The sequence below is a fragment of the Micromonospora violae genome (assembly GCF_004217135.1).
Lineage (GTDB): Bacteria > Actinomycetota > Actinomycetes > Mycobacteriales > Micromonosporaceae > Micromonospora > Micromonospora violae.
In genome coordinates, this window is record NZ_SHKK01000001.1 from 1,590,571 (window position 1) to 1,606,455 (window position 15,885).

General features: G+C 69.7%; 15 protein-coding genes. 8 read left to right on the top strand and 7 right to left on the bottom strand.

Annotated elements, in window-relative coordinates:
* Positions 1-10: 10 nt before the first annotated feature.
* Together EV382_RS07040 and EV382_RS07045 are read left to right on the top strand one after the other, a co-directional pair.
* Entirely contained in the window at positions 11-1,177 is a 1,167-nt protein-coding gene (locus EV382_RS07040; protein ID WP_244236579.1) for a helix-turn-helix domain-containing protein, read from the top strand.
* A gap of 166 nt (positions 1,178-1,343) precedes the next feature.
* The gene (locus tag EV382_RS07045) at positions 1,344-2,192 is read left to right on the top strand and encodes a helix-turn-helix domain-containing protein (protein ID WP_165435738.1); all 849 of its coding nucleotides are present in this window, start codon (positions 1,344-1,346) and stop codon (positions 2,190-2,192) included.
* On the opposite strand, the gene EV382_RS07050 is transcribed toward EV382_RS07045, so the two are convergent.
* Positions 2,164-2,589, bottom strand: a complete 426-nt coding sequence (locus EV382_RS07050; RefSeq protein WP_130400786.1) for a VOC family protein — start codon at positions 2,587-2,589, stop codon at positions 2,164-2,166. The genes EV382_RS07045 and EV382_RS07050 overlap by 29 nt on opposite strands.
* Before the next feature lie 358 nt (positions 2,590-2,947).
* Here EV382_RS07050 and EV382_RS07055 point away from each other — a divergent pair, with 358 nt between their 5' ends.
* On the top strand, positions 2,948-3,673 hold the full coding sequence (locus EV382_RS07055) for an SMI1/KNR4 family protein (RefSeq protein WP_165435739.1): 726 nt from the start codon (positions 2,948-2,950) through the stop codon (positions 3,671-3,673).
* A gap of 168 nt (positions 3,674-3,841) precedes the next feature.
* Here the strand turns inward: EV382_RS07055 and EV382_RS07060 are convergent, their stop codons facing one another.
* Entirely contained in the window at positions 3,842-4,495 is a 654-nt protein-coding gene (locus tag EV382_RS07060; protein ID WP_130400788.1) for a hypothetical protein, read from the bottom strand.
* A 210-nt stretch (positions 4,496-4,705) separates the two neighbouring features.
* Here EV382_RS07060 and EV382_RS07065 point away from each other — a divergent pair, with 210 nt between their 5' ends.
* On the top strand, positions 4,706-5,047 hold the full coding sequence (locus EV382_RS07065; protein WP_208758331.1) for a GlsB/YeaQ/YmgE family stress response membrane protein: 342 nt from the start codon (positions 4,706-4,708) through the stop codon (positions 5,045-5,047).
* 120 nt (positions 5,048-5,167) lie between these two features.
* On the opposite strand, the gene EV382_RS07070 is transcribed toward EV382_RS07065, so the two are convergent.
* The 3 genes from EV382_RS07070 to EV382_RS07080 all read right to left on the bottom strand — a co-directional run bounded on the left by EV382_RS07070 (position 5,168) and on the right by EV382_RS07080 (position 9,367).
* The gene (locus EV382_RS07070; protein ID WP_130400789.1) at positions 5,168-5,533 is read right to left on the bottom strand and encodes a hypothetical protein; all 366 of its coding nucleotides are present in this window, start codon (positions 5,531-5,533) and stop codon (positions 5,168-5,170) included.
* Positions 5,534-5,781: 248 nt separating this feature from the next.
* Complete coding sequence (locus EV382_RS07075) at positions 5,782-8,568, bottom strand: AfsR/SARP family transcriptional regulator (protein WP_165435740.1); 2,787 nt, start codon at positions 8,566-8,568, stop codon at positions 5,782-5,784.
* A 79-nt stretch (positions 8,569-8,647) separates the two neighbouring features.
* Positions 8,648-9,367: a DsbA family oxidoreductase gene (locus tag EV382_RS07080; protein ID WP_130400791.1), complete on the bottom strand. Its 720-nt coding sequence runs from the start codon at positions 9,365-9,367 to the stop codon at positions 8,648-8,650.
* A gap of 112 nt (positions 9,368-9,479) precedes the next feature.
* On the opposite strand from EV382_RS07080, the gene EV382_RS07085 reads away from it, so the two are divergent.
* Positions 9,480-9,908 carry a winged helix-turn-helix transcriptional regulator gene (locus EV382_RS07085; RefSeq protein ID WP_130400792.1) on the top strand — a complete coding sequence of 143 codons (429 nt, stop codon included), beginning with the start codon at positions 9,480-9,482 and terminating at the stop codon, positions 9,906-9,908.
* Here EV382_RS07085 and rph read toward each other — a convergent pair.
* Complete coding sequence (gene rph, locus EV382_RS07090; protein ID WP_130400793.1) at positions 9,905-12,577, bottom strand: rifamycin-inactivating phosphotransferase; 2,673 nt, start codon at positions 12,575-12,577, stop codon at positions 9,905-9,907. The two genes, EV382_RS07085 and rph, sit on opposite strands and share 4 nt — an antisense overlap.
* A gap of 137 nt (positions 12,578-12,714) precedes the next feature.
* Complete coding sequence (locus EV382_RS07095; RefSeq protein ID WP_130400794.1) at positions 12,715-13,425, bottom strand: DUF4396 domain-containing protein; 711 nt, start codon at positions 13,423-13,425, stop codon at positions 12,715-12,717.
* Between the two features lie 187 nt (positions 13,426-13,612).
* Between EV382_RS07095 and EV382_RS07100 the strand changes: the two genes are divergently transcribed.
* From EV382_RS07100 to EV382_RS07110, 3 genes are all read left to right on the top strand, one after another.
* The gene (locus EV382_RS07100; RefSeq protein ID WP_130400795.1) at positions 13,613-14,383 is read left to right on the top strand and encodes an MBL fold metallo-hydrolase; all 771 of its coding nucleotides are present in this window, start codon (positions 13,613-13,615) and stop codon (positions 14,381-14,383) included.
* A 66-nt stretch (positions 14,384-14,449) separates the two neighbouring features.
* Entirely contained in the window at positions 14,450-15,049 is a 600-nt protein-coding gene (locus EV382_RS07105) for a TMEM175 family protein (protein WP_244236580.1), read from the top strand.
* A 134-nt stretch (positions 15,050-15,183) separates the two neighbouring features.
* Positions 15,184-15,831, top strand: a complete 648-nt coding sequence (locus EV382_RS07110; protein WP_130400796.1) for a hypothetical protein — start codon at positions 15,184-15,186, stop codon at positions 15,829-15,831.
* Positions 15,832-15,885: the final 54 nt, after the last annotated feature.

Below are 15,885 nucleotides of genomic sequence, written 5' to 3' on the forward strand. Positions count from 1 at the left end.
GCGGCGGTCAATGACGCAGCAAATGCTTGCCGACCGGTTGCGCAGGTCGAAGAGTTGGGTGGACAAGATCGAGCGGGGTGCCCGCGCCCTGGACCGGTACTCGGTGATTCAGGAGGTGGCCCACGTCCTGCGGGTCGACCCGGAGGTGCTGCTCGGCCAGCCGCCGAGCACCCCGGCGGGCACGCCGGACGGGGTGGACGACATCCGGGCCGCCCTCGCCCGCTACGACATCCCGCAGGCTGCACCGCGGACCGACGAGCTGAGACGGCAGGTCGGGCACGCCTGGTTGACCTACCAGCACGCGCACTACGGGCAGTTGGTGCGGGTGTTGCCGGGTCTGCTCGACGCCGCCCAGGGCGCGCGGTCGCCGGAGCTGTTGGTGCAGACGTACCGGATCACCTCCTCGTTGCTGGTGAAGCTCGGCGAGGCCGACCTGGCCTGGCTGGCCGCCGACCGCGCGATGTCCACCGCCAGCGACGACCCGCTGCTCGCGGCGACCGCGACCATCTCGATAGCCCAGGCGCTCCGCGCGCAGGGCCGCGACCACCTGGCCCTGGCCGCGCTGCTCCCCGCCGCCAACCGCGTCCTTCCACAGTCAACCCACTCCGGTGATCAAGAAGTTTGCGTCACTTTTGGAGATCAAACTTCCCGTAAACCTCTTGATCACGAGGGTCAGGGCGATCGCTGGGGGAGGGCTGTGGGTGGGGTGCTGCTGGTGCAGGCTGCGCTTGCTGCCGTCGGCTGCGGTGAGCACCGCCGCGCCGATGAGCTGATCGACCGGGCCGTGGGGGTCGCCACAAACCTTCGAGGGTACGACGACACGCACCACACCAGCTTCGGGCCGGTCGTCGTCGAGCTGGCGCGGGTGCTGGTGGCGGCCCAGCGGGGTGACGCCGACGCGGCGCTACAAAGGCATTCGACGATCGTGCGGCGGGAGGGGTGGCGGCGACTGCCGGCCGAGTATCGGAGCGCCTATCTGGTCGACGTCGCGCGGGTGTACCTCCAGGTGGGGGACCTGCGCGGGGCCGCCCGCGCCCTCGTGGACGCGGACTGTGTCGCGCCGGCTGAGGTTCGGTGCCGGCCGTTGGCGCGTACCGTGATCGCTGATGTTGCCCGGGGCCACCCGGCACCCGCCGGCGTGGCGCGACTGGCGACGCTCGTTGGCCTCACCCGTTGATCCAGCGAGGTCACCTGTGCTGGTCCAGCGTGTCGAGGTTCGTTGAGCGGGCGGCCACCGTTTCAGCCGTTGACCGGTGAGGGCGGTCCGGCGCCCACCGCACGAGGAGGGGCTCGGTGGGCAATTCAACGTCTCCTGACTCATGCGTGTCTGACAAGATCGTCTGGTGGAACGAAACACCGCTCTGCGTGACTTCCTTCGCTCACGACGGGCACAGGTAAGCCCGGCGCAAGCCGGTTTGATCGACGGCTCCGGACGCCGGGTGCCCGGGCTGCGGCGCGAAGAGGTGGCGGCCCTGGCCGGTGTGAGCGTCGACTACTACATGCGCCTGGAGCAGGGCCGTAACGTCTCGCCGTCCGATTCGGTTCTCGACTCTCTGGCCACGGCGTTGCGCCTTTCGCCGGCGCAACGGGCACAGCTGTATCTGCTGGTTCGGGGCCGTTCGAAACACGAGGCCGACCGTGTTCCGGACAATCATCCGAATATCACCGGGCTGCTGCGCGCCGTCGCTGTTCCGGCGATCGTGGTGGGGCGCGGTAGCGAGGTGATCGGCGCGAACGCACTGCATCGAGAACTGACGACGGACTTCGAGACGTTCCCGCTTGAGCGCCGCTACTACGCGTACTGGCTGTTCGCCGATGCGGGTGCTCGTGAGGTGATGGTGACGTGGGAGCATTCCGCCCGCGAGACCGTCGGTGTCCTCCGGGCCGCCGTCACCCGGTTCCCGGAGGACCGCCGTCTCCACCGCCTGGTCGAGAATCTGAACGCGGCGAGTCCCGAGTTCCGCGCGCTGTGGGACGAGCACGACGTCGCGACCCCGGCGTCCAGTGTCAAGGTGTACCGTCATCCGCTGATCGGTTCGCTGGCGCTGCGGCAGGTGGCCGCGCAACTGCCCGACGACGTCTGGCTCTACCTTTACTGGGCCGACCCGGGTACCGACGCCGAGGCGGCCCTGCAGCGGCTGCGAGACGTGGTCGCCGATGCGCTCAGCCGGCCACCGGCACCGCCTCGGTGATCTCGATGATGGTGCCGATGTTGTCCCGGATGAAGGCGAAACGCTGACCGCTCTTCTCGACCGTCATGGGGCCAGCGAACAGGGCCACACCGCGCCGGTCGAGTTCGGTGATGGCCGCGTCCAGGTCGGGAACCCGGAGGCAGACGTGGTGCAGACGCTCGACGTCGTGGCTGGCCGGTAGGCTTTCGGCGGCCGGGGCCGGGTTCTTGGCGGCGCCAGCCGAGATGATCTCGATCGTGATGTTGTCGGTGCCGATGAAGGTGAACACCGATTCGCCGACTTCGAATTGCTGGATCACCAAGAAGTCGAGGTGGTCGCGATACCACGCGATGGTCTGGTCGAGGTGCGCTGTAGTGGTAGTGATGCCGACGTGGTCGAACTGAAATCCGAAGGTCATGTCACAAGTACAGCAACGTGCGATGCCGCCGAAAAGCGGCCGGTTTCACCCTAGGTCTGCCGGTCCTAGGTTCTGCGACCCGCTGCTCGCGGCGACAGCGACCATCTCGATAGCCCAGGCGCTACGCGCCTCCAACCGCGACCCTGTCTGCGGCCAAGCGCCTCCTCGCCAACCCGGCCCACCCACGTGATCATGAGGTAGGCGGGCCGTTTGAAGATCAAATTACCCGTCAACCTCATGATCAACGGGGCGGGGGTTGGGGCGGGGGCAGGGGTGCGGCGCCGGGGCCCGCAGGGCGCTCAGGGCCAGCGGCAGATGAGGCAGGCGCGCCTGCGGTGCGATGTCTAGAGTCTGCGTCGTGACAGACACTGGAGCCGTTGCCGAGGCGTGGGCGCGGATCGAGGCTGGCCTGAGTCGCGTTCTGCCGGATTCCCTACGGCAGCTCAAGGCGCCAGCCTCGGCACAGGAAATCGATGCGTTGGAGGCCGCGTTGGCCGTGCCGCTGCCGCAGGATTTCCGCGCCAGCCTTCGCATCCACAATGGAACGATGCCGGGGTACGGCTCGGGTCAGCTCCAGCCCAGCCCGGTACCGCTGGATTACCTCTACGACACCGACGAGGTCATCGAGATGACCCGGATGTGGCGCGACGGCTATCAACCGGAGCCGGAATGGGACGATCCTCAGGTCTGGGCATACCTGGTCGACCAAGGCGAACATCTCTGCCTGAACGGACCGGTGCGACCGATCATCGGTTCGCCGGGCGCAGTGGTCGTAGGCGACATGAATGGCGACGTGCGGTGGCTGCTCGACTTCGATCCGGCACCAGGGGGAACGCCCGGCCAGGTGGTTCGGGTTGATGTCGAATGCGCCACGTGGGACGTGCTGGCTTCATCCTGGACGCAGCTGCTCGTCCGCTACGCCGAGGATCTGGAACTGTTCGCGGCTGATCCTGACAGCTCCCCTCTGGAAATCGATAGCCTTGCGGGACCAGCGTGCGAATGGGGAAGCGCGTCGTCGGACTCATGGGGGGTGCGTCCGGCCTGGCTGCAGAACGTTCAAGCGCGCAGTCCCTACCCGTGCTGACGACGGCCCCCCTGATTGGCCGCCAGGTCCCTCCTCTGACCCTCCTTCCTCCTCCCGCCCCGGTGATCATGAGGTTGGCGGGTGGGATGGAGATCAAAGCGCCCGTCAACCTCATGATCACCCGACCGGGACCGGCCGCTGCGCGCGGAGACGGTGTCTGTCACCTGCTCACGCCCACCGTGCACATTCGACCACCAGGCGTGGGTCGGTGCGTACCCAGACTTCGCCCCCGGCGGCCTCGGCCGGGGCGTCGACTCGTTCGAGACCGAGGAACGCGATCAACTGGAGCAGTGCGGCTCGCTCGGCGCGGTCGTCGTCGACATCATGCGAGTCGAAGAAGATGTAGTAGGTGTCGCTCGGGTCGACGTAGCCCGAATCGGCCCAGATCCGGCCCACCTCGGTGATCGCCGCTGCTTCCGTCGTGATCGCGGCGGCGCGGGCGGCACCGCGGGTCTCCGGTGACGCGTCGAGGTCGGCGAGGTCCGAGAACCACTGGCCGAAGTGGTCGAGGCCGGCGTAGCCCTTCTCGAAGAACAGCATCGCGCTCGGCAGGTAGCGGTTGGGCCTGTCGACCTGGAGGTGTTCCGACCGGGGGTGGTCCGCGTCCGTGATCCGGGAGATCACCCCCAGGTGGGGGAGGAGCACCACACTCTGCCGCGCCGGCTCGTCCCTGATGGTGTAGGTGTCAGCTTCTCGGCCCCGGAAAAACGCGGAGAACGCCTCGTACGCCTCCTGCGGGTCGCCCACCGAGACGTGTTGGTCGTTGCCATCACCGACGCTGAAGACGAACTGCTTCGGTCCGGGCGTGTAGGGGTGGGCCATCTGCGTCCTTACGTTCGGGTGGGAAAGCTCCGCCACCGTAGTGGAACAGGGTGACATGCCCGCTGCGGTGATCACTGGCGTGCTGTGCGCGCTGGCTCCGCGCGAGCGACCAGCAGCCCGCAAGCCCTGAACCGGACCGCGACCCTGGCGGGGTTTCCGGGAACGTGAGGTTCGGGCATGTATCTGGGCACTGCTGGAGGGGAGACGGCAATGCTGGTAACTGGTTATCTCGGCGCGGTGCTCATCGGCGCGCTCGTCGGCCTGCTCGGCCGACTCATCCTGCCGGGGAGGCAACGGATCGGCTTCTTCGCCACGTTCGTCATCGGCGTCGGCTCGGCGGTGCTGGGCACAGTGGTCGCCAGGGCGCTCAACATCGACGACGGAGCCGGCGTACGGGTATGGGTGCTGCGCTGGGACTGGGTCGTGCTCGCGATCCAGGTCGGCGTCGCGATCATCGCCGTGGCGCTGGCGAACATGCTCACCTTCACCCGGCTTGCCGGCGGCCACGACAAGCCCCGTCGGAGGCCCCGTCGCAGCCAGGCCAAGGGCTGAACGGCCCCGCCGCGCGTGATCCACTCGCCTTTACGGAAGTCGGGGTGTCCCGGTGCCGGGGACACCCCAACTTCCTGAAACCCGAGTGAATCTTCGCGGCGAACGCGGCGGGGCCCGGGGTCAGCAGCGCTCCACGCGCACCTGGATCGTCCGGGTGGTGGGGATGAAGTGCTTCCCGGGAGCCACGTTGTCGTTGGTCAGGAGCCAGCTGCCGCCGGTGAGGGTCCACTCGTACCCGCAGTAGCCGGGGCCGATGTAGTAGCCGGCGGCGGTCGGCCAGAAATCGGTCGTCTTGCGGCCCGCAGGGAGGATCACGTCGTAGTTGCCGTGCGTGTAGTTGCCGTCCTGGACGTGGATGACCCCCAGGCCGAGGTTGGTGGCGTTGTAGATGTAGTTGGAGGCCGCGCTGGCCGGGGTAGCCACGGCGAGCGCCGCGGCCGTGCTCAGGGCCGCGCCCACCCCGACGACCTTCTTCGACAGAGACAAGACAGGATCCCTTCCACTTCGCGCACGAATCGGGCGGTAGGTAGCACGACCAGAGCCCTACGCCGTTACCGGTGCGACCGCGCCGGTAACCCCCGTCTGTTTCGTACGGACGCTGGCTGACTAACAGGGCGCAGTCTCCCAACGGCGTGTTGGCTCGATGTTGGCGGCGAGGTGGAGACGCCACCGTGCGGTTGGCGGATCGAGGGCCACCACGCGGAGTGCCGAGCACCGTCGAGACGACGGGTGGGCTACGTCTGCGGCAGCGGCTGCCCGGCGGGGCTGTCCGAGAGCAGCTCGGACAGCCGGGCACGCATCTCGGGGAGTCGACGATCGCCCAGGGTTTCGAGGATCGTGACCGCCTCGTGCAGGGCCGCGACGGCGGCCGGCAGGTTCCGTCGGGCCGCGAAGACGTCGGAGCATCCGTGCAGCGCCCAGGCTTCCCGCATCCGGTCACCCGTGTTCCGCGCGAGCCGGACCGCTTCGTCGTAGTGCTGCCCGGCCTGATCGAGGTCGCCCTGAAGGAGATGCAGCCGGCCGAGATTGGTGTGCACGCTCGCCGACAACCAGTCCCGGTTGCTGGACCGTTGGGCGGCCGACAACGCCGCCGTGTAGGCGTCCCGGGCCTCCTGGTGACGGTCGGCCCGCCGATGCAGGTAGCCGAGGTTGAGTTCGACCTTGAAGGTGAGGTCGGGGTCGTCCAGTTGGGTCGCTAGGTGTCGTGCCCGCAGCAGTGGTGGGAGCGCCTCGTCAAGCGCCCCGCTGTCGGCGAGCATCGCGCCCAGGCTCGCCTCCACGTCGGCCCTGCCGGCGTGGTCGCCGCCCTGGGCGAAGAGCGCGCTGGCGCGCTGGAACGCCGCGCGGGCCTCGGCCCGTTGCAGCAGCAGGCTGTGTGCCACGCCCAGGCTCCCGTGCAGGGTGGCCTCGCCGGTCCTGCTGCCGGCCAGGGCGGCGGCCCGGATGCCGTGCTCGGCCACGCCGATCCAGATGTCGCGGGGTGCGCGGCGTTGCAACCAGCCACGGATGTTGACGGCAAGAGGCCAGACGAGATCACTGTGGGTCCCGCCGTGCTGGGCGATCAACCTGATGATCGTGTCCGCCTCGGTGTCGACCCACTCCACCGCCGCGAGCGTGCCGGGCAGGTCAGGCAGGAAGAGATGCTCCGGGTCCGGGACGTCGGCGCTGTCGGCCGTCGGCCTGATGCGCTGCTGCGCGTGGCGGGCCACGTGCCCGTACCAGCGGAGCAGGTGGCGTTCGGCGGCCCGCCGGTCGGCCGAGGTGTCTTCGAGCTGGCCCTGCTCGTGGGCGAACAGGTGGGTCAGCTGGTGGAGGCTGATCCGGCTGTCCGGCTCGATCGTGACAACATTGACCTCGGCGAGCCGGTCGACCAGGTCCGTCAGGACGGTGCCGGCGCCGATGCCGGCCAGTGCGGCAGCGGCGCCGGGCGGGATCGTGTGGGCATCCGACAGGCCGAGACGGCGCAACAGCCGACGTGCCGGCGCGGCCAGCCGCCGGTACGACACCGCGATCACCGCGCGCACGCTCACATCGCCGTCGGTGGTGCTGAGCCGGGCCAGGCGGGTGCGCTCGTCGTGCAGGGCGACGACGAGGGTGCCCGGTCGGGCCCCCAGCCGCAGGTGGGCGCCCACGATCCGAATCGCCAACGGCATCCCGTGGCACAACGTCACGAGGGTACGAATGTCGTCGTCCGCGCCGCCGGGCATCCCGGCGATCGCGCCGAGCAGACGGGTGGCCGAGTCGACGGGGAGCGGGTTGAGGACGAGCAGGTGAGCGCCCTCGCGGGCGATGAGCCCGTCCAACCGATTCCGGCTGATGATCACCAGGCGGCTGTCGCCGGTGCCAGGGAAGAACGGACGGGCCTGCTGGGCGCTGCTCACGTTGTCCAGGACCACCAGCACCGCGCTGCGCGACAGCAGCGATCGCAGCTGCGCGGCGCGTGTCTCGGCCTGCTGTGGCACGTCGTCGGCGGCGACGCCGAGATCGATCAGGGCCCTGGCCAGCGCCACCGTCGCCGGGACGTCATCGTCGAGATCCAGATAGAGCTGCCCGTCGGGGAAACGCTGTCGGTGCTGGTCCGCCCAGTGCGTGACCAGGGCTGTCTTGCCCATGCCACCGGACCCGGTCACGACCACCGCGCCACTGGGACGTTGACCGGGTCCGGATAGCGCGAGCAGGGCGTCGAGGGCCGCGAGCTCGTCGTCGCGCCCGACGAAATCGCTGGGTGGCGCGGGCAACTGCGCCGGCCGCGCCACGGTGGAAGGGGCGGAGGGTGCGACCGCGGGGGCGGGGCCGCGCAGGATTGCGGTGTGCAGCTGCTGGAGGCGGGTGCCCGGGTCCGCCCCAAGCTCGTCGGCGAGGATGCGCCTGGTCCGCTCGTAGACGAGCAACGCCTCCGCCCGACGGTCACTGCGCACGAGCGCCAGCATCAGTTGCGCCTGGAGGCGCTCGCGCAGCGCGTTCTCCGTGGCCACGGCCGCCAGTTCGGCGCACAGTTCCCGGTGCCGGCCAAGGCTGAGTTCGATGTCGACGCAGCTCTCGTACGCGGTCAGACGCTGCTCGCCCAGGTGGTGGGAGACCGCCCGCACCTGATCGGTGTCGGCGGTGCCCTGGTAGGCGTCCGTACCCCGCCACAGTCGCAGCGCCACCCGGTAGCGGCCCTGGGCCTCGGCGAGCCGGCCCTGCGCCTCGTCGCGGGCGGCCGCGTCGACCAGCGCGACGAACTCGTCGGCGTCAACCTGGTGGCCGGCCAGGCTGATCCGGTAGCCGCCGGTCGCGCGAATGATCGATCCGGTGCCCAGGGTGCGGCGCAGGTGGTGGACGAGGACCCGCAGTGCCACCTGCTTGCTGTCGCTCGGGTCGCGACCCCACAGGGCCTCCATCAGCGTGCTGTCGGCGACCGTCTGCCCGCCGGCGGCCAGGAGGCAGGCGAGGACGACCTCGTGCTGATGCCTGCCGACGGGCACCACCGATCCGGAGCTGTCGACGGCTCGCAGTGGCCCCAGGACTTCGAACCGCATGATTCCCTCTTTGGCCGTGACCGGTGGAGGACGCCGCCGATCGTGGCACGGCGGCTTCATCCGGAGGGTAGACCTGAGCTCACGTGGTGCGGTCGGGCACCGCGCACCCGTCCGGGCTGCACACGCCCTCGGCGGCACCGACGATCGGGAGCGGCTGTGGCGTCGGGTGGCTCTCGGCCCACGCCTTGTCGATGACCGCGATCAGGTCGTCGAGGCCGATCGCCCCGGGCACGGCGAAGCGGCCGTCGAACACCAGGAACGGCGCGCCCCGTGCTCCGAGGCGCTGCGCCTCACGCTGGTCGGCCGCCACCCGGGCCCGGTAGCGGCGGCTTCGCAGGGCCTCGGTGGAACCGGCGCGGTCCAGGCCCATTTCGGCGGCGAAATCGAGCACATCCTCGGCGGTCCACAGCTTGCGGGCCTGTCCGAAGTGCGCGCGGAACATCGCCGTCCAGACCTCGTTGCCACGACCCTGGTCGGTCGCGTAGGCGAGCAGTTCGTGGGCAAAATCTGTCGGCCCGAGCGTGCGGTCCACCGCGTGGTACGGCGTCAGGCCCTCCGCCTCGGCGGCCCGCTCGATGGGCCGCAGGACCCGCTCGACGGTCGTCGCGGGCGCCCCGGCCATCGTGATCAGCTCCCGTTGGCTGACACCCGTGCGGGGCAGGTCGGGGTGCAGCTGGAACGACCGGTGGATCACCCGCACCTGATCGCCGTACGGGAGCCGGTCCAGGGCCTGGTGGAGTCGGTGGTCCATCAGCCCGCAGTACGGGCAGACGATGTCGGACCAGAACTCGATCTTCATGATGTGCCTCCTCAATTCTCACTCCTTGTTCGTAGTGCCATCATGCATGAGAATTGGAGGGCCACAAAAGGTACATTCATGTGCGTACCAAGAGGCTGGGAGAGGTGGCGGAATGGGTTCCGAGGACCTTCGACGCAGGCGCACCAACGTCCGGGCGAACGTCCGGGCCGCTCCGGGGCCCTGCGCGCACTGGAACGACGAGGACGCCGACTTCATCCGCGAGGTCCTGGACCTCGTCGGCGACAAGTGGAGCGTGCTGATCATCGGCACGCTCGCCGACGGCCCGGTCCGCTACTCGAACCTGCGCGACGCCATCCCCGGCATCTCGCAGCGCATGCTCACGCTGACCTTGAAGCACCTCCAGCGCACCGGCCTCGTCACCCGGACCTCGTACCCCGAGGTGCCGCCCCGCGTCGAATACGCCCTCACCGACCTGGGCAGGTCACTGCTCTCCACCGTGCTGGCCCTGGCGGCCTGGTCCGCCGACCACCACGCCGAGATCCGCCGCCACCAGACGGAATACGACAACGCCACCACCTAGGACAGGATCTCGACGTACCCGTCGCTGCCGTGCACGCGGATCCGCTGCCCATCCTGAATCAGCCGGGTGGCGTCGAGCACGCTGACGACCGCCGGCAGGCCGTACTCCCGGGCGATCACCGCGCCGTGCGTCATCGCCCCGCCGACCTCCGTCACCAGGCCGGCGATGCCGACGAACAGGGGCGTCCAGCTGGGGTCGGTGTGGGCGGTGACGAGGATGTCACCGGCTTCGAGATCGGCCTGTGCGATGTCCAGGATGACGCGGGCGCGTCCGTCGACAGTTCCGGCGGACACCGGCACACCGACCAGCGCGCCGACCGGCACGTCGTCGCGCCGGTACGCCCCGGTGATGGCCTCCCCGTCCGAGGTCAGCACCCGGGGTGGCGTGAGCGCCTGGTGCCAGCGGAACGCGTCCCTGCGCTGCCGGATCAGCTCGTGGTCCACCTGGTGCGAGCGCGCCACCTCGTGGAACTCCTCGAACGTCAGGTAGAAGACGTCGTCGGTCTCGGCGAGCACGCCGGCACGCACCAGGCGGTCGGCCTCTGCCAGCAGGGCCTGCTTGTAGATGAAGTAGCGGCTGACGATGCCGTACTTCGGGTACTCCCGATAGCCGACGAAGGTCCGTACCCGGTCGATCATCCGCTCGGTCTCCTCGGCCTTGCGCTGCCCGTCGGGCAGGGCCCGCAGGCGCGACAGCACCTCCTGCGCCTTCTGCTGCGCCTGCTGCCGTCCCTGCGCGAAGCGTCGCCGGGCCGCGCCCGGCTCGAAGAGCCGGACGTTGTCGAGGATCACGGGTACGAGGGTGCTGGGGCGTTCGCTCCACCGTGGCCTGGTGATGTCGATTTCGCCGACGCACCGCATGCCGTACCGGTCGAGGTACCCCTCGATGGCGGCGTGCGCCTCAGCCCCGCCGGCGACCTTCGGCAGTTCGTCGAGGAAGCCGTCGTCCTCGACGCCCTCCAGGAACGCCACCACCTCCGGATACGGGCGGATCACGTCGGCGACGTCGAGTAGTGCCAGCCCCATCTCCGCCGTGATGTTGCCGGGGGCGGAGAGGGTGAGGGTGTCCGCGGCGTTGCGTTCGCCCAGCCACTCGTGCAGCCGGTCGTTGAGCCACCAGGTGGCCTCCATGCCAGCCATGATCGCCTGCATGCTCAGCGGGTCACTGATGGCCCGCTTGTGCTCCTCGAAGGCCGCCAGCAGGAAGTCGAACAACGCCGGGCCGGTCACCGTCGCGATGTCGCGCCGCAGAGCGGCGATGGACGCCTCGCTGCGCGCGATCAACTCGGCCACGATGGCCGGGTCGTTCTCGATCGGAGCCGGCGCACCGCCGGCCAGTGGCGTGCCCGTACCGCCGGTTGTCGGCGTGCCGGGACCGCGGGTTGCCGGCGTGCCGGGACCGCCGCCGTCTGGCGGCGTCGGGATGAAGCCCTCGCGGTCGAGGAGGCTCTCCAGCGCGTCCTTCGTCAGCGGATCCGTCCGGCCCGCCATCTCCAGGAAGCTGGCGCGGCTCGCGGGTGCGGCCAGTAGCCGGGTGGCGTCGACGAACAACCTCCCGCCGGCCTCCCGCATCGAGGCGATGGCCGTCAACGTCCAGATCGACAGCCCCAGTGGCCTCATGGCGTCGGTCATCATCTGCTGGTGACCGACCGACAGGTAGACGTGGTTCTCCTGGTCAGCCGCGGCGGGAATGGGGAAGAGCGTGGTGATCGGGCGGCTCTGCACAATGTGGAAGTCGTCGTCGACCAGGCACCATTCGATGTCCTGCGGGCGGCCGAAGTGCGCCTCGATCCGTCGACCCAGCCGGACCAGCCGCACCACCTGCGCCTGCGTCAGCGCCGGCTGCTCCTGCCGCTGCGGGTCGATCGTCACCTCCCGGGTGCCGCCACCCGGCAGGGCGGTGACGGCAAGCTGCTTGGCGGCGACCGCCCCGGCGACGACCTCCCCGTCCTCCCCGTCGCGCACGGTGAAGACGTCCGGGTTCACCAGGCCGGAGACCAGAGCCTCGCCGAGGCCGAAGCTGGCGTCCACGGTCGAGACCTTCCGGTTGCCCGTGACCGGGTCGGCCGTGAACAGGATGCCGGCGGCCTCCGAAACAACCATTGTCTGTACGACGACAGCCATCTGGACGGCACGGTGGTCGATCCCGTTGCGCAGGCGGTAGCTGACGGCCCGTTCGGTGAACAGCGACGCCCAGCAGAGGCTGACGTGCCGCAGGATCGCCTCCGACCCCACCACGTTCAGGTAGGTGTCCTGCTGGCCCGCGAAGGAGGCTGTGGGCGTGTCCTCAGCCGTCGCGCTGGACCGCACGGCGTAGGCGGCCTGCTCCCCGAAGCGGGCGAGCGCTCCGGTGATCGCGGCTGTCAGGTCACCCGGGATCGCGGTCTCCTCGATGCTCCGGCGGATCTGCGCGCTGAGCGTGCTGATCGCCTCCCGGTCATCCCGGCTCAGTCGCGACAGTTGGTCGAGCCGATCGTCGATCGACGGCACCCGCGCCATGACCCGCCGGAAGGCGGCGGTCGTCAGGCAGAACCCGGGCGGCACCCGGACCCCGTCGATTCGGGTGAGGTCGCCCAGGTGCGCGGCCTTGCCGCCGACGTTTGGCACCTGCGACCCGTCGACATCTCGAAGATCGCACAACAACGCCCGGTCGCTGTGGCCCTCGTTCATCGACAACACACTCACGTCTCGCCCCCGTTGCCTCGTTTGCGCTGGTCCGGCCGCTGATTCTGCGCCCGGACCCGGGTCTTGCGGCAAGCCCCCGGGTGCGATATACGTTGGAAGTGGCAGGGAGTGGATCTCCCCGTTCATCCGCCGGCGACATCAGCGCCGCCCGCCTCTCGGGCTCTCAGTCCTCGGCCGATCTGCCAGGCGGCGACAGGCACGGCCGCGACGAAGCCGGCGATAAGCCCGATCTGGCCGGCAAACCAGAACGTGGTGCTGTCGGGCCGCAGGGGTGGCTCCGGAAAGACCATGTGGTGCGCGAGCGTCAGCCACCCGAACAGCACCACCTCGAACACGGTGATGGTCAGCAGTTCGATCTTGACGACGGTCGCCAGTGCCGGCCCGATCTGTGCGACGCCGCGACGAGGCTCGTCGAAGACCCGAAAGAGCACGGCGATCGCCACCGCCATCAGATAGTCGCCGACGTAAGCGACCCAGAGCGCGTGGTGGGCCGCGTCGAAGCCGACGACGTACAGGGCGACCTCGGCGACGATGAAACCGAGGGCGCAGTGCGCGCCACAACGGCACAGCTGGGTGACGATGTGGCCCCGGCGGGGTCGTCGAGGCTGACCCTCCGGCCGCCGTCGCGAGAGCGCCTCGGGTCTTCCCCAGCGCCAGTAGAGACGGACGGCTGCCGGACCGACGTAGAGGACGGTCACCAGCCAGACGATCTCCATGACCTTGGCCGGTTGACGGTGCCCGCGCAGATAGGTGTCGGCGAGGACGATCGTGAAGCTGACGACGCCGGCCGCGAGTGAGGCCCAGGAGAGCGCCAGGAGCCAGGTGGGGTGCATCCCTGTCCCTTCCACGCGCGGTGCTTGTCACGGCCGAACGTGGAGGGGGCTCGCGGACTGGTGTCGACGGCCGAGGGCGCCCACAGTCTTTCACGCCGTACTCGAACGCACCGGCAGATCGGCGCTCCGGCCGGCCGCCGCACCACGAGGGGTCGAGGGGCGTCGCCGCGCTGGCACACTCTCGGACATGGTCGACTGGTATACGCGGGCCGACGTGGACCGCGACGTCATCCGGGTCACGGAACCGCACGTCAACGAGCTGCTCTCGGCGAACTTCTGGTGGCTGCGGGGCACCGACCGGGACATCGTGATCGACGCCGGTCTCGGTGTCGTTGCCCTGCGGCACGCGATTCCGGGCATGTTCGAGCGGGACCCGCTGGTCGTGCTCACCCACGCGCACCTCGATCATGTCGGTGGGGCGCCCGAGTTCGGTGACCGGGCCGCCCACCCGGCCGAGGCGGGGCTCCTGGCGGCAGGTGTGCCGGCGAGCCTGTACGGCCCGGAGCTCTACGACAAGCTGGGCATCGACGCGGGCGGCGAAGCCGTTCCCGAGCTCATGATCGACGCGCTGCCCGATCCCGGCTACGACCCGGCTGGCTACCGCATCGAACCCATGGGCCTGAGCCGCCTGCTCGACGACGGCGACCGGATCGACCTGGGCGGACGGGTGCTGACCGTGCTGCACCTCCCCGGCCACACACCGGGGAGCATCGCCCTGCTGGAGGAGCGCACCGGGACGCTGTACTCCGGCGACATCATCTACGAGGGCGCCCTGATCGACGATCTGCCGAACTCCGACGTGGCCGCCTACCGGCGCAGCATGGCGTTCCTCGTCGACCTCGACGTCTCCGTTGTCCATCCCGGCCACGGGCGCAGCTTCGACAGGGCGCGCCTTCGCCAACTGGCCGAGGCCTACCTGCGGAGGACGGCCGCCAACTCCGCCCATGACAAAAGCTGACATAGCATAATTCGCTGGGTGCCTCCCAGCAGGGAAACCCCACGGTTGACGCGCGGTGCGGGTCGGTTGACGGCTTTCAGCGACGGTGTCTTCGCGATCGCCGTGACGCTTCTCGTGCTGGAGATCCAACCGCCCCACGACTTCGGGCACCTCCTGCGAGGGCTCGGTGCGCTGTGGCCCTCGTACCTGGCCTACATGCTCAGCTTCCTGCTCATCGGGCAGGTGTGGGTCAATCACCACGTCATGTTCGACCGCGTCCGGCACGTCGACCGAGGGGTCCTGGTCCTCAACACGCTCCTCCTGATGGTCATCGCGTTCCTGCCGTTCTCCACGTCACTGCTCGCCGAGGCGCTGCGCGCTAAGCAGGGGCTACGCCCGTCGGTCGTCGTCTACGGCGGCACACTGTGGACCGCTGCGGCCCTCTTCAACATCATTTGGGCCCACCTGCGCCGCACCGAACTGCTGGACCCCGACCTCGGCCCGTTCGGCGTTCGGGCCATCGGCCGCCGATTCGCGCTCGCACTGGTCTGGATCGGCTCCGGCGTTCTCGTCGGCGCGTTCGTGCCGATCGCCGGCGTCGTCATCATCGCGGCCTTCCTGCCCGCCTACTACCTGCCCATTCGTGGCGAGTACGGCGAGGACGACCGCCCGCCGGCCGACAACTAGGGACCGGACCGGGTGACGAGAAGGCGTGATCCCCGCACCGGGGGAGGCGGTTCCCTCCCGGTGGCGATACGCCCGTCTCGTCGTTCAACCACGGTGAGGTGGTACGCGCCAACCCCCACCGAGACGGAGCCGCCATGTCCACCACAGTTGCTGCCGCACCGCCGCCACCGCCGTCCTGGGCGCGGTGGGCCGGTCACGTGGCGTGGATCGCCCCCGTGCTGGGGTTCATCCCGCTGCACGTGCCGTGGATCCTCGGCATCCCGCTGTTCGCCAATCCCGGTCCGTTCCGCGAGTGGTACCACGGTCGCGGGCCCGGGGTGGGGGACCACCCGGTCAACGGTTTCCTGGGCCTACCGGCCGGCGCGTTCTACCTGGGCGTGCTGTGCGTGCTCGCCGGGCTCGGCGGCGTCCTGGCGCTGGGGCTCATTCAGCAATGGGGCGTGATCTTCCCCCGGTGGGTGCCGTGGCTGCGCGGACGTCGGGTGCCGCCATGGCTGCCGCTGACGCCGACGGTGCTGGGCTCCACCCTGATGATCGGCTACTCGGCGACCCTGCCCTGGCAGTTCGCGGCGGACCTCGCGGAGCCCGGCACGGAGGACATCTTCACCCGAACCGGTGTCCTGATCGGCCTCCCGCTGCTGCTGGCCTGGACGATCGCGTTGCCGCTGGCCGGTTGGTCCTACTACCGCCGTACCCGTCCGCCATGGCGCGAGCGTCGACGCTGGTCGGTGTCGGTCGACGACCGGCCGGCGCCGCCGTCGATGTGGCCCAGGATCGGGTGACGCGTCGCCCGTGGGCGAGTCACCAAACCAAATTGATCATCGTGTGGAGTTCGG